This is a genomic window from Flavobacterium algoritolerans (genome assembly GCF_030010385.1).
GTDB lineage: Bacteria > Bacteroidota > Bacteroidia > Flavobacteriales > Flavobacteriaceae > Flavobacterium > Flavobacterium algoritolerans.
This window is the reverse complement of sequence record NZ_JASCRZ010000003.1, coordinates 1-24,529: the sequence shown is the minus strand read 5'-3', so window position 1 is coordinate 24,529 and position 24,529 is coordinate 1. Positions and strand designations below refer to the sequence as shown.

The following is a 24,529-nucleotide window of genomic DNA, read 5'->3' as shown; positions in this document are numbered from 1 at the left end:
CACTAGTTATTTTATTTATTTGGTTGATTTCCATATTCTAATAAATCAAAATGAATATTAGTTGATTTATAATTTCCTGTTCTCATACTTTCAATAAAATCTTCTTTAGATATTTCAAAACCACTTGATATATAATGAAAATGAGGTTGTCCGCTATTATGGTTTTCTTTACCTGCTATACTGTTATATGTTAGAAAAAAACAATGCCAAATATCATCTTGCTCAAAAAAATGCGACACAATCACTTTTCTTTGTTCAATTACATTTTTAAGTTGTCCATCGCTTAATTCGGTTTCGCCTACTTTTTCAATTGTTCCATCATCTTTTATGTGAAATAATTTAGGTAGTTTTTTTCCTTCTAAACCATTTGGTAAATTTTCAAAAAGATACTTACTGTATATAAAACCAAAATCATTATAGGACTTAAATATAAGTGACATTAGTTCGTCAGGATTTAATGTCATTCCTCTTAATAACTTTACTTGGTCTTTTTTACGTGTTGTTTTTAGCAATTCTAAAAAATTGTTGTGAACTTTAGTATTTTCAAATTGGTCGAAAAAACCAACTAAAGTTTCCTCCGCATTTTTTATAAAAAAATCATCCTCTAATAATGATGTAAGAAATGGATTTTTAGCATTTAATAAATCCCGTAATGAAATTGTTCTTTTTTCAAGTTCGTATGTTTTATAATACTCAACAGGATTTACTTTTTCAACCTTATCAGAAGAAAAAATCCGTGTAAATCCTTGTCCATTTTCGTCAAATATTTTTTTAGTATTCATCATCTTTCATATATTATTCTCGTGCGGTTTTACATAATTACCGCTAACTTGTATATACCAGACATAAAGTGGCTACAATCCACCCAAATTCGAATGGCTTTCTATCAAAAATGTAGCTTTATATTGCACTGTACAAAACTTGCAAAGTAGTTTTAATTAGGGATTATGGGTTAGTGCAAAAATAAATAAAAAAATTATACCGAAATCTTTTTCTTACATAATTTAGAATTAACAATTATATTAAACCTCTTTTGAATGCAAGAACCTCAGAATCTTTTATAGTATCATATATATGTGCAAAATCACGAAGTGAATAACCCATAGCTTCTAAAATCAAAATTAACGTTGAGGAATTTGGAGAAGATTTTGCGTTAAAAGTATCGGAAACGGTAGCTTTACGGATATCGGCAGCTATAGCGATATCATTATAGCTTTGAGCTACAGCATCTTTGCCATTGCTTTGCAAAAGCTTGTGTAGACTTGTAGCAATCTTCACTTTTATATGTTCTTCTAAATCTTTTTTCACAAATGCAATTAACAATAACTTAAATAAAATATCGGTACGCTTTGGAGTACCGATATTTTTTAATATATTTGGCTCTAGTACTAACAAAGTAGTACTCATTTTATTAAATTTGCGATTCTTCATATAAAAATATTTGAAGCATTCGCTTTGAATCTCGTACTAGAAAATTGGCCTTTTCAAATTACCACGAGATGATAAGTAAGATGCTCACGTCCCATGGCGTGGGCTTACTTATTTGTGGTAAGGTATGGCCAATACCTCTAGTGCAATAAGCTGAGTTCCATGCCATTTTTTATACTAATAGGCACATACTCCGCTTATATTCTTAGCACCGCTTCTTCATTTTTATTGTCTCGCAGCAACAGTTAATGTTTAACCGCTTAACCTTTGGTATGCCTATGAAATAAAAAAAATGCCTACTTAATACCTGTGCTGTTTATTCTTTATTTTGAGTTAGTCAACTTCAGTGCAGGTTATTAAAAAATATAAAAAATGGCCCTCTAATTCGTCACCAAACTAGTATAGAGGACCGTAGCTAACAAAACTAACGTTTCATTTAACTAACCCAATATTATGAATAAATTTTCATTTTACAATGGTGGTTCAGCTTTTTGGTACCTGATTATTTTTGGGTTCTCTCTAAGTTACACCCCTGCTTTAGGTAATAAGCTACTGAGGCAAATGCAGTCCTTACCCCAACAAACCCAAATAAGCGGCACCATTACTGATGGTACAAGCCCTTTACCCGGGGTGACAATTTCCATAAAAGGAAAAGCTACGACTGGAACTATCTCTGACTTTAACGGGCAATATACCCTCGCAGCGTCGCCTGATGATACTTTAGTCTTTAGTTTCATGGGATTTAAAACCGTTACAGAGACCATAAACGGACGAAAAACAATAAACATACAACTAAAAGAAGATACTACCCAACTGCAGGAAGTGAAAATTAATGCAGGTTACTACAGTGTTAAAGAAAGCGAACGCACCGGGAGTATTTCTAAAATCACGGCAAAGGATATTGAAAAACAGCCTGTAACAAATGTGCTTGCTGCCATGCAGGGCAGAATGGCTGGTGTGAGTATTACACAGACAACAGGCGTACCCGGAGGGGGATTTGATATCCAGATACGGGGACTGAACAGTGTACGTAGCAATGGCAATAACCCGCTTTATATTATTGACGGAGTGCCTTATGCTACTGATCCGATAGGAAGCGGGCAGGCATCACCAGTACTGCCCGGACAACCCAGCCCGCTGAACAGCATTAATCCCGAACAGATTGAGAGCATAGAAGTATTGAAGGATGCTGATGCTACGGCCATATATGGTTCTCGTGGTGCCAACGGTGTTGTGCTGATTACCACCAAGAAAGGTAGGAGGGGAGGGACGCAATTTACCGCCAATGTTTCAAAAGGTGTGGGGAGCGTTACCCGATTTATGGATTTGCTGAATACCCCACAGTATCTTGCCATGCGTGAACAAGCCTTTGCGAATGACGGCATCAGTCCTTTACCTGACCAAGCCTACGATGTGAACGGCACTTGGGACAGGAGCCGCTATACAGACTGGCAGGAAACACTGCTAGGCAATACGAGTGAAATCACTACGCTGTCTTCCTCGATTTCGGGAGGTTCAGCAGGTACACAGTATCTTGCCAGCGGAAGCTTCAATAAACAGACGACGGTATTTCCTGGTGATTTTAATTACAAGAAAGCCAATTTTAACCTGAATGTAAACCATGAGTCTGAAAACAAACGCTTCCGTTCGATCTTCACGGTAGGCTATACGATACAACATAACCTTCAACCCCGTGACGATCTGATGACCTCGGCTCTGGCACTAGCACCCAATGCGCCTGCACTCTACCAAGCAGACGGGAGCCTGAACTGGGAAAATAGCACTTGGATCAATCCGTTGAGCAGCCTTGAAGGGGAATATGAGGCAAAAACCTATGACCTGATTGCCAATTCAGTATTATCGTACCAGATCAGTAAAAATTTTGAAATTAAGTCGAATTTTGGTTATACCTCCACCGATAACAATGAAACTGCTGCATTGCCCTCCACACAGTATGATCCTGCCTATGGCGTAGGAGCTTCTTATTCGGCCTTGAAAGTTGGGACTATGTCACGCAAATCCTGGATTATTGAACCGCAGCTTAATTACAAAGAGCAGTTTGGGAAAATGGGCTTGGATGTATTGGCAGGAAGCAGCTTTCAATCGCAAGAAGGAAAAATGAGGGATGACCTTGGTCAAGGTTTTTCAAGCAACAGCCTTATCTATAACCTTGCCGCAGCCTCAGTAAAAAGCATCTTGCTGAGCCAAGAGCAGGAGTATCGCTATGCGGCTCTTTTTGGAAGGATAAACCTTAATTGGAACGGCAAGTATATAGTGAACCTGACGGGAAGACGTGACGGTTCCAGCCGATTTGGACCAGGGAAGCGGTTTGCCAGTTTTGGTGCCGTAGGAGGAGCGTGGCTTTTTTCGCGTGAAGATGTGTTGAAGGACAGTAAAATACTAAGCTTTGGCAAAATCAGGGCAAGCTATGGTGTGACAGGAAGTGACCAGATAGGGGATTACCAATACCTAGACACCTATGGTTCTACGGGTAGCAACTACGGCGGTATCATAGGACTAGAGCCTACTAGACTCTTTAACCCCGCGTTTGGATGGGAAACCAACCGAAAATTGGAGGCTGCGGTGGAAGCAGGGTTCTTAAACGACCGCATCTTTATTACGGCTGGTTATTACAAGAACCGCTCCTCGAACCAACTGGCAGGAATGCCACTGCCGGGAACAACGGGATTCTTCTCGATACAATCTAATCTGGCCGCTACGGTGGAGAATAAAGGATTAGAATTGACTTTGAGAACTGTTAACGTACAGACCCAAGATTTCAATTGGACAAGTAACCTGAATATAACTGTTTCGCGCAACAAGCTGGTTGCATTTCCAGACCTTGAATCCTCGACCTACAAAAACATTTATTCTATTGGAGAACCCTTAAATATCAAAAAGGTGTATCAATTTACTGGAGTCGATCCTGCAACTGGACTCTATACTTTTGCGGACCGAGATGGAGACGGAAAAATTACCTTTAGCGGTGATCGAACGCTGGTAAAGGATTTTAATCCTAAATTTTTTGGAGGCTTTCAAAATAGTTTCCGCTATAAAAAACTACAACTGGATTTTTTATTCCAGTTTGTGAAGCAGGAGAATTACAACGCTACCGCCTTTTTTGCCCCTGCAGGAATGCTATCACAACAACCGACAACAGTTCTTGACAGTTGGAAACAGCCAGGGGACATCGCCTCGCACCAAATGTATACTACGGGAGCGAATGGTGAGGCGGCTAATGCGGCAAGCCGATATGCCAGCAGTGATGCCGCAATCAGTGATGCATCGTATATACGGTTGAAAAACATTTCACTTTCGTATGATCTTCCTCTCCAATTAAAGGATATGCGTTGCAAAGTATTTGTCGAGGGACAGAATCTGTTGACTTTTACCGAGTATGCAGGTGCTGATCCAGAATTTAAATCAGCAGGCTATCTACCACCGCTACGTGTCCTTAGTGTAGGGTTACAAATCACCTTTTAACTTAAATCTTATGAAAATGAAAAAATATAGTAAGAATATTTGTTCAGGGCTTCCAATACATGCCTGTAGAAATTCCCTTTTTTTATCACTATATGTGCTTGTGCTTGTGCTTGGCTTGTTGCTGAATGGTTGCGACTCCTTTGTTGAAGTTGACCTTCCAAGTGACCAGCTCATCGCTAATGGAGTCTTTGAGGAAAAGTCGACTGCCGACGCTGCGATGACAGAAGTTTATGCGAAAATAAGAGGAACCGGATTATTGACCGGTTCTGCCGATGGCCTTTCGGTTGTACTGGGCAACTACAGTGATGAGCTTGATTTTTATGGTGAATCCTATCTTGGTACTTTATCGTATTACAATAATTCGCTAACCGCTGCAAATATTGATGTAAAAAGCTTGTGGGACAGTAGTTACAATCAAATTTATTCTGCGAATGCCATTATAGCAGGAGTAGAGCAGTCAAAGACACTTCCGCAGGAATACAAAGATCAGCTAAAGGGCGAAGCGCTCTTTGTGCGAAGCCTGATCCATTTCTACCTTGCCAATGTTTTTGGAGCCGTGCCGTATGTAAGCACAACGGATTATAAGACGAACAGCAATGTTGCAAGAACTGCTGTTGCTGACGTTTATGACAAAGCAAAAGCTGATTTAGAAACAGCCATCTTACTGTTGCCTGAAAATTATATTGTTACAGACCGCACACGTCCCAATAAATATACGGCACAGACCTTGCTTGCCCGTATAGCGCTTTATGAAGGATCGTGGGATGAAGCATCAAACGCTGCGTCAGCTGTACTGAATAATATGCAACTGTATGCATTTGAAAGCGATCTTTCGAAAATATTTTTAAATGGCAGTAGCACTACAATATGGCAACTAAGTGCAGAAAATGCAGGGGGTAACACCTATGAAGGCGCCAGTTTTATTTTTACAGGCGGAACACCTACGCTTTCGGCTATCAGCATGGGATTGCTGTCGAGTTTTGAGCCGGGCGACCTTCGTAAAGCAGCATGGACCAAAGCAGTGACAAACGGAAGCCAGACTTGGTACCATCCCTATAAATACAAACAAAAGGAAAATACATCCACTTCGATGGAATTTTCTATCATTTTCAGAACCGGAGAACTTTACCTAATCAGGGCAGAAGCCAGGGCTAGGGCAGGTGACCTGATTGGAGCCAAGGAAGATTTGAATATCATCCGCAATACTGCAGGACTTGTTGATACCAATGCCCTTTCACAGGAGGAAATCCTGCAGGCTATCTTAGGGGAAAGACGGATTGAACTGTTTACCGAATTTGGTCATCGCTTCTTTGACCTGAAACGATTTGGCGTTATTAATCCAGTACTTTCGGCTGTAAAACCCGGCTGGGATAGCAATGACGCCTTGTTTCCAATTCCTGAAACGGAAATAGGTTTAAACCCGAATTTGGAACCTCAAAATCCAGGATACTGATGGTGTCGATCTGTAACATTAAAAAATTAATCTATATTAGTTTAATTTATTTTCTTTCTGGCTGTCCGCTTTTCGGGCAGGTCAACAAAGTAAAGCTACTTACGCAGGATGACTATGGTAAGTGGAGCCAAATGATCCGTGAGGGTATTTCTGATAATGGCACTTGGGTGCAGTACAAACTTGTCTATGATTCAGGAAATGATACGTTGTTTGTCAGGAATACGAAAGGCAAAGCGGTTTTGGCTGTTGCAAAAGGGTATGATGGCCAGTTTTTTAACGAGAACTCGTTTGTTTATATGCTTCCTGATAAAAAAATAGGAATTTCGAATCTAATGAATGCGAAGAAAAAGGAGATTGAAGGTGTTGAAAATTATCAGATTGCCGGCAACGATAGTTTTCTGTTACTTACTTCCAATGAAGAAGGCGGTACAACAACCATAAATGTATTAAATTCAGATTGTACGGTGATCGAAATGATAAAAAGTGTCAGTAGCTTTATGATTAGTCCAGATCGTAATTCATTGGTATATTGCCATACTGACGGTGGAAATAAGAAAGTAACATTACTGGCTTTTTTGGATCATAAAGTTCAAAAGAAAACAATAGCGTCAGGTAACTATGCCTATTTCAATCCAGTCTGGCAACCGAACAGCAGTGCTGTAGCTTTCTTAGGGACACCAATCCTAAAAACGGGTGCATCGGAGCCTGACGTTTTTTTCTATAAGATACCTGAAGATAAAAGTTACAGTTTCAGTATGACAGATAATAGTTCTCTTAAAGGATTTGATTTCAATGGTAATAGGAGTTCTTCCCTTATTGTTTCGGATGATGGGATGCGGGTCTTTTTTACGCTCAAGGATCAAGAGGAAAGCAGCAATAAAAAAAGTACATCAGATGTTGAGGTATGGAATGCATCAGATTCAAACGTGTATCCACATCTAAAGCAATCTGGCAGAGAGGGTGTTAATAAAATGGGTGTTTGGGAACCTCTTAGCGGCAGGATACTGATTGCAGGTAAAGGGAAACAGGATATTTATATGCTTAATGGAGATCAGCAGTATGCTATCACAAAAGATGTATTTCCTTATTTGCCTAGTGACAAGGAAAGGCCCGAAGCAGACTATTATGTTATTAATTTGCTTAGTGGAGAAGTCTCCCTTTTTTTACGTCTGGTACCTTTCGAAAATGCTACTTTGGTATTTTCGCCCAATGGAAAATCAGTTGCTTACTTTAGGGAAAACGAATGGAAAGTATATAATTTTGCCGAAAAAACTCATATCACGATGTCATCTGCAGTACCATTTGCATACGAAGCAGATTATAGTGCACCAAGAAGTCCTTACGGTTTTGCAGGCTGGACTACCGATGGCCATAGGTTACTGTTGTATGACCAATTTGATCTCTGGTCGTTTTCAATAGATGGCACCGATAGTAAGCGACTTACAAGGGGAAGGGAAGAGGGAATCATTTTTCGTGTTGCTGACATTGACAATGTTAGGCCAATAGAGGAGCCTTGGTTTGTACAAACAGGGAAAGAGATTGATTCTGCCAGTGCTATTATATTGGAAGTCCAGAGCGAGGACAACGACAAGAGTGGTTATGCCGTTTTATCTCCAAATGGAAAGTTAAACATAAAGACTTTTACGGATAAGAAACTAAGCAGACTTAAAAAGGCCCAAAATAAGGATATCATTATTTACAGACAGGAAGATTATGATTTGCCAGCACAAATTGTGGCTGTCTCTGGGAATAAATGGAAAAATGATGTTGTTTTTAAAAGCAATCGGCAACACAGTCAATATCCGTGGGGGCATTCTGAGTTAATTTCCTATCGAAATAGTGCAGGTGAGTTTTTGCAAGGGGTTTTATTCTATCCTTTTGACTATCAGCCTGAAAAAAAATACCCAATGGTGGTGCGCATTTATGAAAAGCAAGTCACCACTGTGCATACCTACATTGCTCCTTCCATGTATAATACAACGGGGTACAATACTTCAAACCTAACAAGCCAAGGATACTTTGTACTGCATCCCGATATCAATTATATCATTGGTAATCCGGGTGTTTCAGCAGCAGATTGTGTGATTGCTGCCACCCATGCTGTTATTTCAAAAGGTTGCATTGATCCTGGAAGAATAGGCCTCATAGGTCAATCGTTTGGAGGTTATGAAACTTTTTTTATTGCCTCGCAAACGAAGTTATTTGCGACTGCTATAGCTGGTGCCGGCATTTCCGACATGAGCAGTTTTTATCTTTCAATGGGATGGAATTACAGCACACCTGATGCATGGCGTTTTGAACACCAGCAGTTTCGCATGGGGAAGACCCTCTTTGAAGATGCGGAAGGCTATAGGAGAAATTCGGCTATTACATTTGCCCGTGATTTTTCAACCCCGATTTTGTCGTGGACTGGGGATTCAGATACGCAAGTCAATCCACAGCAAAGCATGGCCTTTTATATGGCCATGAGAAGATTGAAAAGGAATCATGTTATGCTGAGGTATCCCAAAGAAGGCCATGTTATTTTGGATATGGTTCGTCAGGCTGACCTGAGTTCAAAAATTATGGATTGGTTTAATTATTATCTTAAAGATTGTCCCAAACCAGGCTGGAGTAGTCCGGAATAGAATTCAAGATTTATATTAAACAACGATGCGGTTAATCATTGATTAACCGCATCGTACTTTTTAAATATAACGAAGATCGTTATTGTTTTTTGTAAAGTGTTTGTGGACAAGAGGCATCACTTTCATTTATTTTGCCCTTTAATGTCTGCAACGATGGTGTCTTGCAGATGTCATTTACGATGGTACTACACATAATATCCTGAACACAAGGGTGCAGGGCATCCACAAATAAGTAACCACGCTTATCGCCAGGTGCATCTTTTACAGTACCCATTGACATTGTTGCAAATGCTCCAAGCGATCCCAAAATGATGACTGCCACAGGCATCATCAGTTTTTTAAAATTTGTTCTCATAATAAAAAGTATTAAAGTTTATGATCTACTCTGTTACAGGTTTTCGATCGTAGTCCTGATACTGCGCAGTATATTTTCAATATTAATTGTCATTTTTTAGTGTTGCCCTAGTTGTTAAATGGTTCAGTAATTTGTAGCAAACAATTTTATCATCGATTATGGCATACAGTTTCTTATTTACTACAGTAAAACTGTTCATACTAGATTTACCTATCTTGTAAATCGGAAAGCTTGATTTATAGGAATGGTCCCTTAAATCATATACATCAATGATACTCGCTTCCTTCCATAATTGATCTCTTTCGTATTGCCCGGATATATTAGAATTAACATATAGTAAATTATCACTTACCGCACTCATTTTGTTGACTATTAATGGAGGGTTTGAAAAAGTGTTGATGTTCTTGCTTTTCACTTCAGCTACTTTAATTTGTACTTTGTTTATGGTATCGATGGTATTTCCCCTGTAATCAAGTTTGAGGTTTTTATGAGCAACTATATACTGATTACGGTAACGGTACACATATACAATGCGATTATTATTGTTGTCGAAATGCAATGATCCATCTACATCAAAAATACCGTCAATTTGTGTTTGGAGAAGTTGTTCGGAATGATTCTCTAAACGATGGCTGAGGCTTGTTGTACCAAGGATACTTTTTCCTGTTTTCTGATCAATAAAGCGGACCGCAACGTTGTCCTTATCAATTGGCTCCAGATGTGAAAAATATTTTCCGGTACTTAAAACCAATTTTGCATTCCAGTCGTGAATATTTCCCTTAAATATATAAGGGACATTTCCCTCAAACAGGTAAAAATTATTCTCAAATACTTTAACCTTAGGGCTGTGAAAGGGAAGCTTTTTGTTGTTTGGAATTATCTTATAGGTTTTTCGGTTTGTTAAAGCTGTATCCAATTCCATTACTTGTAAAGGAGCAGTGCTGTTTCCTAAATAAATTTTTCCATTGCTACTCCCTGCAAAATAGTACGAGTTGTATCCCAAATCTGCCTTATATTTTTCCTGCGCCACATGTTGTGGAAATCTTCTGATAAATGTATTTGCATAATGGATGATATTTTCAGACCTATTAAAAAGTAATATCACTATTGCTGTTCCAACAATTGTGCAAAAAAACATCAATACTATCTTGTTTTTAATTTTCATGATTGTTTTTTATTTGTAATTATTTTGGTGTTTTGTATCGGTATAAAAATTATCGCTATTCCTATAAGCACAACAAATATGAGGTTAAAAATAAGGTGCTGGTTCCATGTCAATTTTTCAAGTACACCCCCGCATGAACATGGAACGAAAGCACTGTAATTAAGGATAATGTAGATGTAGGCTGTAAACATTACCATTAGTGTAAAGGAACCTAATAATGAAACGAATCGTAGTCTTGGGATAAACAGTCCAAGAGCCAAAGCTATTTCAGCCAATGGAACTGTCACGGAGACCCAGCTTGCAAATGCACTAAGTAATGGTGATTGACCCAATTGAATGCTGAAATTTTCATAATCAAGTCCTTTACTTGTGGCAGCATAAATGAAAAGTAATGCCGTTAGATAGCAAATTGTAATCATCAACGTATTCCTTATGTTTTTAATCTGGTTCATTTTTCTGATTTTCAGTTTGGAAAAATTCTTTAATTATAATTTTATACCTTATTCTCCATTTTTATTACTGCATTTGGGGCAATGAATTTTAGTATCGTATTCAAAATCCATTAAATGAAAAAAACATTTTATTGATGATTTAATTATTTGGAATTAAAACTGAAACAAAATTACAATAGTCTGTTTGATAACATGTTACCGAAATCCGGCATGAATTTGTCAAAATCCGCTAGTTTAGTTAAAGTTTTTAAAAAAGCATCCCTGAAATAAAATTGAGCAATAAAAAAAGTGCCAAATAAACAAATATTGTTTATTTGGCACCCAGCTATTTTCTTCTTTTATAATTTGTTATTACTTCCCGGTTTCGCTCAATGTCTTCAATTTTTCATTGAGTTCTATAAGTCCGGCTTTTTGTAAACACTCATCTCCAAACAGTTTTAATTCCTGGAGATTTTCTTCTGGAACACTTGTCATGAGAATCGATGGTTTATCATCGTCTTTAGCTGCTAATCCACGTTCAATGACATGGTTTAATAACAGCACATTTTTTCGTGAAATTTTCAAATCAATCTTCACTACGTCATTCATTCCAGGGATACTAAGTACAGTATCAAAAACCTTGGCTACATCATTTGTTGTCATAATCTTCACGTTTTTAATTAATAATTTATTCCGTAAAGGTATAAAGTCGTTTATGAATTTTGATAGGTAAAATTTACCTATGATAGGTAGAATTCATACCGCTTACTTAATTTTGTATCTGATTTAAATGCTGAACATTAAAATGTACGATAGGATTTTAGACAAACAGAATTACAGAAATGTGCTTTGAATTTGATATAAAATGGGTCAATTAAAAACGATTTTCAAGAGTATAAAATTTGATAATCATATTTCAAAAGAAACGGTTTATCAAATGAAGTTCAGGGTAGAAAAAAAGTTCTGAAAAGATGATTTTATTTAAGCATTTAATGACAATCACTATCCTTTAAAATGAACAGCCAAAACCTTCCTTAAACAAGTCAGGATTTGGTTGTTTTAAAATTGGTTTATTACTTGGAAAGAGCACATCCTTTTATGGAAAATTGGTGAGTAAAATTTGGCCTTATAATTATCCGGTTGCAATGGTTTTAAATTAAAAGGAGTGTGCACTTTCCTTGACCACCGAAAGTGATGATAAAATACCCCTTTATAAAAGTCATCGAGATTTAATGACTGAATTGATAGTTCCTATGAATGGCTGAAATACCATTTTTAATATATCACATATTATAAAAAGACCTATAAGTGAGGAATTTGAGTTTTGAATATTTTAGAAATACTGGAATGTCTAAAAAACATTTAAAGTGGCTGTAAGATTGCAACGTTCCTGCAATCGGCAAGATGTCCTGTTGTTAAACAACAGATTCTTGCTGCTCTATACTCGGGACTCGTTAGCAGTGACACTGAAAGGATAAAAAGAGTTTGATAACAATGAAATGAAGCGCAGCGAATTCACGAATACCAATAAAAAATAATTTGAATTAATGAGTAAAATGAGAGATGATGGAAAGAGAAAATTCAAACAGAACACGGATTGTCGGGTTACGATTTACACCCGAAGAGTATGTGAAAATTGAACGAAAATGGAAAGCAAGTACTTGCCGTAAGCTGAGTGACTACATTCGTAAACACCTATTTAATAAACCGATAAACACCACTTACAGGAATCAATCTTTAGATGATATGACCTGTGAAATGATGCTGCTTTATAAGCAATTAAATGCCATCGGAAACAACTTTAATCAGGCGGTAAAAAAATTACATACCCTTGACCAAATTCCTGAATTTAAAGTCTGGATTATCAGTTCTGAACAGGATCAAAAAATCCTTTTGAACAAGGTTGAAGAAATCAAGATTTGCATCCAAAAAATCTCGGAAAAATGGTTGCAATCATAAAAACAGGACACTCTATCTACAAGGTTTTCTATTACAATGAAAACAAAGTAAAAGAGGGCGTAGCAGAGTGTATCGGTGCCGGAAATTATCCAATTGATGTGGATAAAATGAGCGATACTATAAAACTGAATCGTTTTTTAAAACAGTTGGAATTAAATGAAAATGTAAAGCGAAACAGTGTGCACATCTCATTGAATTTTCATAGCACGGAAGATCATTCCAAAGAAAAATTAATGGCTATTGCGGATACTTATATGGAGAAAATAGGTTTTGGAGAACAACCTTATCTGGTATACCAACATCACGATTCCGGGCATCCGCATCTCCATCTGGTCTCCATAAATGTAGAGAGGGATGGCAAGCGGATCGATATGCAAAATATCGGTCGAAATCAATCTGAACCAGCGCGAAAAGAAATCGAAGAACTTTTTGGACTTGTTAAAGCGCAAGGACGCGTAAATAATCAAGATTTTGAACTCCAACCTATCATCTCAGGAAAGGTTCATTATGGGCGAAACGAATCCAAAAAAGCCATTGCAAATGTATTGGCCCAAGTGCTTTCATCCTATAAATATACCAGCCTGCCGGAGCTGAATGCAGTTTTACAACAATACAATGTTTTGACAGACAGAGGCAATGAAAATTCAAGGATGTTTAAGACAAAAGGATTAATGTACCGGATACTGGATGAAAATGGCAAACCTATCGGTGTACCCATTAAGGCCAGTCTCTTTTACAACAAGCCAATCCTGAAATTTTTAGAAGGAAAATTTGCATCCAATACGAGTGGCCAAATTTCCGATGTGAGAAGAGTTAAAAACGCCATTGATATGGCGTTTTTAAGAACGGAAATATCACTTACGCAAATGGTGCAACTACTGGAAAAAGATGGAATCATTACTGTTTTTAGAAAAAATGCAGAAGGATTACTTTATGGGATTACTTATGTAGACCATACCACAAAATGTGTTTTTAACGGTAGTAAGCTGGGCAAACAATATAGCGCTAAAGCAATTCAGAAACGTTGTAAATCAATTACCCCAGTAGAACAAAAAATGGGAAGCTCAGATAGTGAAAAATCACAGGGGATTACATCTCAAACGACTCATTCGAAAATCAATACAACTTCGTTTGGTGATGATTTTCAAAATAATAAATCAGTTGGATCCGATTTAGTAATGGGACAATTATTGAATATCCTTACGCAATCCGAACAGGCTGCTAATTACGTTCCGTATCAACTCAAAGGCAAAAAGAAAAAAAGAAGAGGAAAGCCAAATAATCAATAAAATTTAAATTATGGCTATGCAAACTGGAGAAAACGAACAGGCATTGAGGAAGATACTCGACATGACCAGACTAATCAGCATCATTATTTTAGTAATCCATTTTTATTATTACTGCTACGCTGCCTTTCTGGAGTGGCATCTTGTCAGCGGATTCAGTGATAAAATTATGGGCAATATTCACCATACAGGATTGTTCAGCAATTTTCACAAATCCAAACTCTTTGCATTGGGATTTTTACTGATTTCCTTAATAGGTGCTAAAGGACGTAAAGACGAAAAACTAAATTACAAAACAGCTTTTGCTTATATAATTACGGGTACTCTAATTTTCTTCATAAGCTATCTTTCATTATATCTCAAAATAGAAATAGTACAGGCAGCGATAGCTTATATAAGCATTACGGCAGTTGGATTTCTTCTGATACTTTCTGGAGGTACTTTGCTCTCGCGTATTATAAAAAACAGGCTCAGCGATAAAGATATTTTTAATACCGAAAATGAGACCTTTCCTCAAGAAGAAAGGCTTTTAGAGAATGAATATTCCATCAACCTTCCAGCTAGATATCACTTAAAAGATAAGGTGCGAAACAGCTGGATAAACATTATTAATCCCTTTCGTGCTTTGATGGTTCTGGGGACTCCAGGTTCTGGAAAGTCCTACTTTGTAATTCGACATGTTATTACTCAGCACATACGCAAAGGCTTTACGATGTTTATTTATGATTTCAAGTTCGATGATCTTTCCAAAATTACCTATAATACCTGGCTCAAATACAAACATCTTTATCCTAAACCACCACAATTTTATGTTATTAATTTTGATGACCTGACCCGAACACACCGATGCAATCCATTGGATCCTTCAGCCATGAGTGATATTACCGATGCTTCTGAATCTGCACGCACCATTCTGTTAGGATTAAATCGGGAATGGATCAAACGTCAGGGAGATTTTTTTGTGGAATCACCAATTAATTTTCTCTCAGCCATAATATGGTATTTAAGAAAATACAAAGACGGCGAATTTTGTACGCTTCCCCATGTTATAGAACTGATGCAGGCAGACTACGATAGCTTGTTTACCTTGCTTAGAACTGAAAAAGAAATTGAGGTACTCATCAATCCTTTTGTAAATGCCTACCTCAATAATGTAATGGACCAATTGGAAGGTCAAATCGCTTCGGCAAAAATCGCAATGGCGAGGCTTTCTTCTCCGCAATTGTATTATGTTTTATCAGGTAATGATTTTACATTGGATATCAATAATCCAGAGGAACCAAAAATTGTTTGCATGGGAAATAATCCACAAAAAATACAAATTTACGGGGCCGTATTATCGCTTTATGTAAACAGATTGGTAAAGTTGGTTAACCAAAAAGGCAAACAGAAAAGCAGCCTGATATTCGATGAATTTCCAACAATTTACCTTAACAATATGGATAGTTTGATTGCTACTGCCAGAAGCAATAAAGTAGCTAATTGTTTGGGTATTCAGGACTTTAGTCAGTTGCGAAAAGACTATGGACGTGAACAGGCCGACGTGATTATGAACATTACCGGAAATATCGTCAGCGGACAGGTCACAGGTGATACTGCCAAGCAATTATCAGAGCGTTTCGGAAAGATCATGCAGGATAGGGAAAGCCTGTCTATTAATAGCGGGGACACCTCGATCAGTCGTTCCAAGCAATTGGAATCCGCAGTGCCTCCTTCCAAAATTTCTGGACTTAGTTCTGGTGAATTTGTTGGTATGGTAGCCGATGATCCCGATTGTAAAATTGAACTCAAAACATTTCACTGTGAAATTGTGAATGACCATAAAGCATTGAAAAACGAACAGGATGATTATAAAGATATCCCTGTTATTCGGAAAGTCGATAACGCAATGGTGCAACGCAACTACTTGCAGATAAAACAGGATATCAAGGACATTATTTATTCTGAAAAAGAAAGACTATTAAATGATTTTGGACTGGCACATTTGGTTGTCAAGAAATAATTTTAATTAAAAAAACTTAAATTATTAAAATGCAATTGATTAAAAATTATAAGGACTCGCTTTACGGTATTCCATATTTTTATTTATTAGATTTTAAATACCTTAGCCAAAAAATACATTTTTTCACAATATTTTGAATTGCTTTTACAAAAGCAAAAAGTAATTTTCGAATTAAAGTAATCAATGCACGTCATCTGCACATTAACTTTGTACATTTGAAAATAATAGCATTAAAAAGACGAATTAAACTTATGATCACAGGCGACTTAAAATCTCAAATAGACAAAATCTGGAACGACTTCTGGACTGGCGGAATATCAAATCCTTTAACGGTAATTGAACAATTCACCTACCTTATTTTCTTGAAACAACTGGACGAAAAACAAATCCTTATTGAGAAAAGAGCCAATATGCTGGGAGTAACTACTGACAAACCCATCTATTCCCCTGAACAAAGGGATTTACGTTGGAGCAGCTTCAGAGACAAGGATTCAGAGGTGATGTTTGAACTTTTTACACGTCCGCAACGTCATTTGAATGATGTTACCGTGTTTGATTTTATGAAAACATTAGGTAAAGATGGCGGTGCTTTTACCGAATACATAAAAGGTGCAACCTTTATGATTCCAACGGCAAAATTATTAGACCGTGTGGTACAACAAATTGACAAACTGCCCTTAGACAACCGCGATACCAAAGGAGATTTATACGAATACATGTTAGGCAAAATTGCCGAAGCAGGAACTAACGGGCAATTCCGTACCCCGCGCCATATTATCCGTATGATGGTCGAGATGACCCAACCCAAAAAAGACGATACCATTTGTGATCCTTCTTGTGGAACAGCAGGTTTCTTGGTTGCTGCTTCTCAATTCATTCACGAGAAACACGAAGACTGGTTTATAGAAGAACAATTCCGCGAACATTACAACAAAAGCATGTTCAACGGCATAGAAATCGATCCCTCGATGATGCGTATTTCGGCTATGAACTTGCAATTGCACGGCATGGAAAACCCAACGCTTATTGGTAATTCTGCCTTGAGCGAAAGCAACGCTATCAGCAGTCAGTACTCTTTAATCTTAGCTAATCCACCGTTCAAAGGGGCGCTGGATTATGATGAGGTAGAAAGCAGTTTGCTAAACGTAACCAAAACTAAAAAAACCGAATTATTATTCTTGACCTTGATTTTGCGAATGCTAAAACTTGGCGGACGTGCTGCTGTGATTGTACCCGATGGTGTGTTATTTGGAGGCAGCGGAGCCCACAAAAGCATCCGTAAAGAATTGGTAGAAAACCAACAACTGCAAGCGGTAATCTCGATGCCAAGTGGTGTTTTTAAACCCTATGCCGGAGTGAGCACCGCTATTTTATTCTTTACAAAAACCAATTCTGGCGGTACAGATAAAGTGTGGTTTTATGACATGCAAGCTGATGGATTTAGTCTGGACGACAAACGCAACGCTCAACTCTCGGAAGAGGTATTTGAACAATGTTTCGCTGATCCGGAAAGTATTTTAGAGGAGTTTAAAGGCAAATGCGACATTCCTAACATTTTGTTAGACTGGAAAAAGTTTACTAGCGGTGTCACCCTGAGCGCAGTTGAAGGGCAAGATCGTACCCAAAAATCCTTCCTAATCCCAAAAGCCGATATTGTAGCCAACGATTACGACCTGAGCATAAACCGCTACAAAGAAATTGTCTACGACGAAGTGTTCTATGACAAACCCGAAACACTCATTGCTGATATCAAACAACTGGATAATGATAGGGCTAAGGCCATGGAAATATTAGAAAAATTGTTAAAGTAACGAATTTTGGGGTTACCAACCCCAAAATTGGGCAGTCGCCAACTGCCCTATTCAAAACAACATTAAAATACTATTATAAAGAAGAATGCTATGACAAATTTTAATTCTCTAGCCGAATCCATACAACATACACACGCTGTTTTGCAACAAGAAGCTATAAAAGCGGTTAATATTTCTATGACTGTTCGTAATTGGCTGGTTGGGTTTTATATTTTAGAATTTGAACAGAATGGAGAAGACCGAGCAATCTATGGAGATAAGCTAATTTCAAAATTAGCTAAAACCATAAATCTAAAAGGACTAGCTTCATCAGAATTAGCTAGATGCCGGTTATTCTACACTACTTATCCTTTTTATTCTGACCTAATTCAGGAAAAATACACCCATTTGATTGTTGAAAACATTTTGCGGTTGCCAACCGCAAAATTGAAAAATCAAGAAAATAGAATTCTTGGGATGGTATCCCAAGAATTCCAAAACGATGATAAAAACATTTTGCGGTTGCCAACCGCAAAATCTAAAAGCAATGACAATGAGCTGTTAGCATATAATAAAAAAGCAATTCAACGCATTTCATACACCCATTTTGTTGAGCTCATCAAAATAAAAGACCCAACACAGCGACAGTTTTACGAATTACTAATTTTAAAAACGCAACCCTCTGTAGCTCAATTAAAAAAACAAATTCATTCTCTGGCATTTGAAAGAGTCGGTTTATCTCAAAATAATGCCTTGGGATTCGAAGAATTGTTACAGAAAATTGAGCCTTCGAGCCCAATAGATTCCATAAAATCCCATTATATTTTCGATTTTCTAAAATTAGGCAACTACAATTTAATAGAAGAAAACACACTCGAACAAGCATTGATAAACCATTTACAGGAATTTATTGTAGAACTAGGAAACGGCTTTTGCTTTGAAGCACGACAAAAGAAAATCCTCATAGACGAGGAAAACTATTTTGTGGATTTAGTTTTTTATCACCGAATTTTAAAATGCCATGTTTTAATAGAACTGAAAGCGGATCAATTTAAGCACGAGCATTTATCACAGCTCAATACGTATGTTTCCTATTATAGGGAAGAAGTAAAACAACCCGATGACAACCCGCCAATAGGTATTTTGTTGTGTACTCAAAAAGGAACAAAACTGGTAGAATATGCTCTTTCTGGAATGGACGAAAAACTGTTTGTGTCTAAATATTTACTGCAACTGCCTAGCAAAGAAGTATTGCAAGCCTTTATTGAAAGGGAATTGAACCAGTTGGAATAATCAAAAAAACGCAAAGAAGACCAGTAACATTATAAAAAAAATGTCAAACAAATTTAAAAATAATTATGAGTGTACTTCATTATATAAAAACCAAAGAGCCTATTAATTTTGTGCAACTTCAAAAAATCATTGAACGCACATTAGCGGATGTCTTATATGAACAGCGCTCAGAAACACTATGTTATTTCTGGATTAATGGAGCCTCTGCTCGTGGTGTCGATGTGAGTATGGAAGAAGTGGGTTTGGTAGAAATACGCAATACTAGTTTCTCTAATTATGCAGATTACAACTTAACTAACGAACTAGTGAGTAGTATTTGCAATCTCTATAAAGGAGAACTCTATAAAGAAAATAACGATTACGATGAAGATGAAGATGATGTTTTTTTAGCCTACCTGCCAAAGGAACACCCATTATTTACCACGGAAGATATTGAATCTTTACCACAAAATGATACCGCGGTGGTTAGTGCTATAGTAACACAGTTAAAGCAACCAATGACTCTTTTTTGCCCAATTCGTAAGGTGCATTTTGGCATAGAAATGTTGAGTAAATTATCGGATAAAAGCAATAAGGAATTAACTATAATACTGCAAAACATCATAGTATATGTAAACTATAAAATTCCTAATTATGAATATGGCAATGTGCTGGTAATGGGAGAAGGCGAGGATAAAAAAACATTAAAACTCATCACTAACGATGTAAATTGCATCATTGATAAATATGATTATATTTTATTTCAAAAAAACGAATTAGAAATTATAGCCATAACTAATGATACACTAAACACCATACTGCCAAAAAGTTGGCAACGCGTGGACGAATACACAATTGTAGCACCCTTATTGTCAGAGGATGAATTTGAAAAATTAGTGACACAAGCCGAAAAATCAAACCAATACAACGAGTTGAAAAAGTAAAACTGGCAGAATAAGAGGGATTCTAGCTCCTGACTAGAATACAATTTAAAATATTCAGCAGTGAGAAAGGGATTCGAATACCGCGACAGGGTTCGAACCAAAAACCCTAAAGGTACAACTTGACCTTGACTAGATTCAAGCCTGTAATCTTAAAAAGTTACTTTGTAATCGCAGAAGTGGAGCTTGTCATCCCGAGCGCAGTCGAGAGACGAACCTTTGAACGCCTGCTTAGAAGGCAGGTGCTATAAACATAATCCTTAAAAAAAATTTTGAAAGGGTAATTAGCATAAAGATATGGAATTAACAGTAAATGAACGAATTGCAAATAATGTTGAAGTAATGGAATTAATAGAACTGAAACATATTACAAATAATCTTGACAATCGAAGAATACCTTTAAATGGTATTGAGCGAGAAAAGAAGACTAAAATTGGTTTATACCCTTATGTAGGCGCTAATAATATTCAAGGATATATTGATGAGTATATTTTCGATGAAAAAATATTATGTATTGCTGAAGATGGAGGCTCATGGGGTAAAGGAGAAAAATGTGCAGTAATAATGAATGAGAAATGCTGGGTAAATAATCATGCACATGTTTTAACAGCAAAAGACAATTTAGTACTTGAGTATCTAATGTATTACTTTAATCATGCAGATTTATCTTTGCATATTAATGGTGCTACTCGAGGAAAATTAACCCAAGGAACTTTAAATTCATTAAAAATACCCCTCCCACCATTACCGACCCAACAAAAAATAGCCAAAATTCTCGACACCGCAGATCAATTACGCCAATACAACAAACAACTCATAGAAAAATACAATGCCTTGACGCAAAGTTTGTTTTTGGATATGTTTGGCGATCCTGTGAAGAATGAAAAGGGGTGGGAGAAGATGGAGTTGAAAAATTGTACTTCAAAAATTGGAAGCGGCTCTACTCCGAGAGGTGGCAAAGAAGCTTATCATACTGAAGGCATTTCATTAATTAGAAGTTTAAATATTTATGACAATGACTTCAAATATAAAAAATTAGCTTTTATAAATGATGACCAAGCAACCAAATTAAAAAATGTGACAGTAGAAAGTAATGATGTCCTTTTTAATATCACTGGTGCATCTGTTTGCCGTTGTACAGTAGTACCAAACGATGTTTTACCCGCAAGAGTTAATCAGCACGTTTCAATTTTAAGACCGATTTCTGATAAATTACATTCATTATTTTTAAGTCATTTATTGATTTCAGAAAACATAAAAATTCAATTATTAGGAGTCGGTTTAGCAGGTGGTGCCATAATGGAAGCTATCACAAAGGATCAACTAGAAAAATTTAATATTCCAGTTCCTCCAATCGAACTCCAAAGCCAATTCGCAGAACGAGTACAACTGATAGAAACCCAAAAACAAAAAGCGCAAGAAGCCTTGGCAAAAAGCGAAGATTTGTTTCAGAGTTTATTGCAGAAGGCGTTTAAGGGGGAATTGAATTAATTTATAATAACCAAACAGTATGGATTTTTTTAAATCGTTTTTTGATGTTACGAAACTACCAACAAAGATTTTTCTTGTTGTTTCAATTGTCACTGGAGTATTTATTTTTTCTGGTTCAGAAATTTTAAAGAAACTCCATTTGGATAAATTTCAAACGTATGAAGGATTTGTAGGATTGGCTTTTTTATTTTCTACTGTTCTTGTAATAGTAAATCTAATTATATGGATATTCAACAAATTACATTTTGAATACAAGCTGAAAAAATTAAAAGCTGAGCATAAGCAAATCCTCACCGAATTAGATCCTCAGGAAAAGGCTGTATTGAGAGAATTTATTATATGTAGTCAAAGTTCAATTGATATGCCATATGACAATCCAGTTATTGCTGGACTTCTAGGCAAAAACATACTATCTATAAACAAACAATTTGGAAATAGTCTAATAATGCATGGAACCAAGGTACCTGTATCAATTTCACGATATTTTTTAAAAATATTAAAATTTGAGAATGTTGATTTAATGGAGAATCCTACTGAGGAAGAAAAATATTTAATTTCAGAGAACAGACCTGAGTGGGTTAATAGCTCTAGGAGGTATTAAAAAGTCATAGTTTGTAGCAACGGGCCTTTAAGGGGGAGTTGGTGAGTAATGAATTAGAAAGTGTAGAGGCAATTTAAAAGTGTATAAATGAAAGATTTCAATAATATAGCAACCGAAGACGATGTGATTACTAATTCGAAATTAGAACATTTATATAATCATGACTTTGGCAGCGGACGTTTTTTTCAGGTTGTATTCTCTAACGATGAAGAAACTCATATAAAACTTGCTCCAAAAACTTTAATGAAAATTGTCTATATCAGAGAACATGAAGATATTGAAGGTATAGAAATAATAAAGATGGTTTCTGAAATTGAGAAGCAGAGAATTAAATTCAGCAAATTTAATTTTCAACAATTAAAATGCTTTCTGGAATTTATAAATTCAATTGATTTAAAATGCATTTCAGATAGAAGAATTGTTTTGGCTGACAATTTTTTAGATATTGTAGATGAAGACACTAAACGACAAATAGCAACATTACTTTCAGGTATTGATGGCGCTGATGTAATTAGAGATTTATTAGAAGATGGTTTAATTACATCTCAAGATATCGTTAATACCGGTTACCGCAAAAAGGAATTACAAATATTCAGAAAACTATTAGAAGAACATTATCTGCAAGAATATAAAAATTTGAATTGCAATCCCAATACTAAAGATGAAGTTGCTTGGCAATATTTCTTCAATAAAAATGAATGGATTTTTGGTTATGGTTTAGATTATCGTTATCAAGGAATTTTACAAAAAGAATTTCACGCATCAGACACAAATGCGAATGGAAGCGAGAGCGTTATCGCTGATTTTTTATTGGGAGATAATAATTTCACAACATTTGTTGAATTAAAATTACCAACAACTGAATTATTTGGAAAAGAAAAAAACCGCTCAAATGCTTGGAGATTTTCTAATAAATTTATCGATTCCGTTTCGCAAATATTAGAACAAAAAGCTAGTGGACAAATAAAAATTGAAAACTCAAAAGAACTAATTAATGATAAAGGAGACGTGATAAATCAACACGCTTATGATTTAAAAACAATTTTAATAATTAGAAATTGGGATGAAGTCAATTTGAGTGATGAATCATATAATGTTAAACGAATAAAAAGAAAAACATTTGAATTGTTTAGACGCGATTCGAAAAATATTGAGATAATAACTTATGATGAGTTATATGAACGAGCATCTTTTATAGTTGGAAAACAATGAAAACTCTACGACTTTGAATAAATTATAAATAAACTAAAAAACCTTGGTAAAAAATAAGGATATATTTCAGAGTTTGTTGGAACGAGCATTTAAGGGGGAGCTTAGTCGATGAGGCGTTTTTGTCGTTTTGAAGTTTTATGTCATTTCAACCTTTTGGGAGACCTGAGCGATAGCGAACATTCGAAGTAAATCACATAATGTGATAAATTAATAGGAGTGATAAAAAAGAAGGTTAAATAAGGAGTATTTCTCAAAAATGCCCCCGACACAATTATCGGAGACGTAACTTAAAGTACCGTAAATACTGAACTAATCAGTAAAACGGTCTCTTTACTCCATCAACATTTCTAAATGAAACAACGATTAAAATGTCGATAAAAATGTTTATTGAAACTAAAACCGGCGCATAGTGGCTCGTGATTATCGCAACCGCAGAATAGGTGATTTACTTAAAGAGCTACACCTAACCGAAGGTCGTGGTACAGGTTTTCCCACCATCAGAAATGCCATGAAGGAAAATAATTCGCCTGATCCTGTTTTTGAAACAGACGAACAAAGCACTTATTTCCTTTCGGTGCTGCAAGCAAAAGAACAAATAATTATAGCTATCGAGAATGTTCCTTTCAATAATTTAGAGGAGCTTAGTTACTTTTTAAACAAACTGAGCGACCAAGTTAACGACCAAGATAAAACCAGTGACAGCAAGGAAAGTGAGGTTTTAAAGAACGCCTTATCAAGACTTAACGACCAAGCTAGCGACCAAGCTGTTCAAATCATAGAAAGCCAGCTTAATGATAAAGTACTAGCTATTTTGAATGTATTGGAAGAGCCTAAAAAAAGAGTTGAAATTCTAGAACATATCGGATTACGTAATCATTCCGATAATCGAGAGAAATATTTAGATCCATTAGTGAAATTAGGATGGATAGAAATGACAATTCCAGAAAAACCAACACATAAAGACCAAAAATACAAACGTACTATTCAGGGAGAAATACTTTATAATTTAATATTTGGTATAAAATAATGTAGT

19 protein-coding genes are annotated in these 24,529 nt (G+C 36.3%); 13 read left to right on the top strand and 6 right to left on the bottom strand.

The window, feature by feature from the left end; genetic code table 11:
* Positions 1-11 precede the first annotated feature (11 nt).
* Both QLS65_RS07935 and QLS65_RS07930 read right to left on the bottom strand, forming a co-directional pair.
* On the bottom strand, positions 12-782 hold the full coding sequence (locus QLS65_RS07935) for a hypothetical protein (RefSeq protein ID WP_282716527.1): 771 nt from the start codon (positions 780-782) through the stop codon (positions 12-14).
* 235 nt (positions 783-1,017) lie between these two features.
* A complete protein-coding gene (locus tag QLS65_RS07930) occupies positions 1,018-1,431 on the bottom strand; it encodes a hypothetical protein (RefSeq protein WP_282716524.1) in 414 nt (137 codons plus the stop codon).
* A 450-nt stretch (positions 1,432-1,881) separates the two neighbouring features.
* On the opposite strand from QLS65_RS07930, the gene QLS65_RS07925 reads away from it, so the two are divergent.
* Genes QLS65_RS07925 through QLS65_RS07915 form a run of 3 tightly spaced genes read left to right on the top strand, consistent with a single transcriptional unit; the run spans position 1,882 to position 8,991 of the window.
* Positions 1,882-4,911, top strand: coding sequence for a SusC/RagA family TonB-linked outer membrane protein (locus QLS65_RS07925; RefSeq protein WP_282716522.1), 3,030 nt, complete (start codon positions 1,882-1,884; stop codon positions 4,909-4,911).
* Positions 4,912-4,927: 16 nt separating this feature from the next.
* Positions 4,928-6,364: a RagB/SusD family nutrient uptake outer membrane protein gene (locus QLS65_RS07920; protein ID WP_282716519.1), complete on the top strand. Its 1,437-nt coding sequence runs from the start codon at positions 4,928-4,930 to the stop codon at positions 6,362-6,364.
* Positions 6,364-8,991: a S9 family peptidase gene (locus QLS65_RS07915; protein WP_282716517.1), complete on the top strand. Its 2,628-nt coding sequence runs from the start codon at positions 6,364-6,366 to the stop codon at positions 8,989-8,991. Before QLS65_RS07920 ends, QLS65_RS07915 begins: the two co-directional genes overlap by 1 nt.
* 79 nt (positions 8,992-9,070) lie before the next feature.
* Here the strand turns inward: QLS65_RS07915 and QLS65_RS07910 are convergent, their stop codons facing one another.
* The 4 genes from QLS65_RS07910 to QLS65_RS07895 all read right to left on the bottom strand — a co-directional run bounded on the left by QLS65_RS07910 (position 9,071) and on the right by QLS65_RS07895 (position 11,605).
* Complete coding sequence (locus tag QLS65_RS07910) at positions 9,071-9,346, bottom strand: hypothetical protein (protein ID WP_282716514.1); 276 nt, start codon at positions 9,344-9,346, stop codon at positions 9,071-9,073.
* A gap of 82 nt (positions 9,347-9,428) precedes the next feature.
* A complete protein-coding gene (locus QLS65_RS07905) occupies positions 9,429-10,511 on the bottom strand; it encodes a hypothetical protein (RefSeq protein WP_282716511.1) in 1,083 nt (360 codons plus the stop codon).
* Positions 10,508-10,963 (bottom strand): MauE/DoxX family redox-associated membrane protein, encoded by a 456-nt coding sequence (locus QLS65_RS07900; RefSeq protein ID WP_282716508.1) that lies wholly within the window; start codon positions 10,961-10,963, stop codon positions 10,508-10,510. Before QLS65_RS07900 ends, QLS65_RS07905 begins: the two co-directional genes overlap by 4 nt.
* Positions 10,964-11,314: 351 nt before the next feature.
* Complete coding sequence (locus QLS65_RS07895) at positions 11,315-11,605, bottom strand: hypothetical protein (protein WP_345959476.1); 291 nt, start codon at positions 11,603-11,605, stop codon at positions 11,315-11,317.
* Positions 11,606-12,508: 903 nt separating this feature from the next.
* Between QLS65_RS07895 and QLS65_RS07890 the strand changes: the two genes are divergently transcribed.
* From QLS65_RS07890 to QLS65_RS07845, 10 genes are all read left to right on the top strand, one after another.
* Positions 12,509-12,901, top strand: coding sequence for a plasmid mobilization protein (locus QLS65_RS07890; protein WP_345959474.1), 393 nt, complete (start codon positions 12,509-12,511; stop codon positions 12,899-12,901).
* Positions 12,886-14,190, top strand: coding sequence for a relaxase/mobilization nuclease domain-containing protein (locus QLS65_RS07885; protein ID WP_282716503.1), 1,305 nt, complete (start codon positions 12,886-12,888; stop codon positions 14,188-14,190). Before QLS65_RS07890 ends, QLS65_RS07885 begins: the two co-directional genes overlap by 16 nt.
* Positions 14,191-14,206: 16 nt before the next feature.
* Positions 14,207-16,189 (top strand): conjugal transfer protein MobC, encoded by a 1,983-nt coding sequence (gene mobC, locus QLS65_RS07880; RefSeq protein WP_282717146.1) that lies wholly within the window; start codon positions 14,207-14,209, stop codon positions 16,187-16,189.
* A 251-nt stretch (positions 16,190-16,440) separates the two neighbouring features.
* Positions 16,441-18,000: a class I SAM-dependent DNA methyltransferase gene (locus QLS65_RS07875; RefSeq protein ID WP_282716500.1), complete on the top strand. Its 1,560-nt coding sequence runs from the start codon at positions 16,441-16,443 to the stop codon at positions 17,998-18,000.
* A gap of 90 nt (positions 18,001-18,090) precedes the next feature.
* On the top strand, positions 18,091-19,272 hold the full coding sequence (locus QLS65_RS07870; protein WP_282716497.1) for a PDDEXK nuclease domain-containing protein: 1,182 nt from the start codon (positions 18,091-18,093) through the stop codon (positions 19,270-19,272).
* A gap of 65 nt (positions 19,273-19,337) precedes the next feature.
* Positions 19,338-20,195, top strand: a complete 858-nt coding sequence (locus tag QLS65_RS07865) for a hypothetical protein (protein WP_282716495.1) — start codon at positions 19,338-19,340, stop codon at positions 20,193-20,195.
* A 294-nt stretch (positions 20,196-20,489) separates the two neighbouring features.
* On the top strand, positions 20,490-21,683 hold the full coding sequence (locus tag QLS65_RS07860; RefSeq protein WP_282716493.1) for a restriction endonuclease subunit S: 1,194 nt from the start codon (positions 20,490-20,492) through the stop codon (positions 21,681-21,683).
* 19 nt (positions 21,684-21,702) lie between these two features.
* On the top strand, positions 21,703-22,284 hold the full coding sequence (locus tag QLS65_RS07855) for a super-infection exclusion protein B (RefSeq protein ID WP_282716490.1): 582 nt from the start codon (positions 21,703-21,705) through the stop codon (positions 22,282-22,284).
* Positions 22,285-22,371: 87 nt separating this feature from the next.
* Positions 22,372-23,496 (top strand): Shedu anti-phage system protein SduA domain-containing protein, encoded by a 1,125-nt coding sequence (locus QLS65_RS07850; protein ID WP_282716487.1) that lies wholly within the window; start codon positions 22,372-22,374, stop codon positions 23,494-23,496.
* 409 nt (positions 23,497-23,905) lie between these two features.
* Positions 23,906-24,523: a Fic family protein gene (locus QLS65_RS07845; RefSeq protein ID WP_282716486.1), complete on the top strand. Its 618-nt coding sequence runs from the start codon at positions 23,906-23,908 to the stop codon at positions 24,521-24,523.
* Positions 24,524-24,529: the final 6 nt, after the last annotated feature.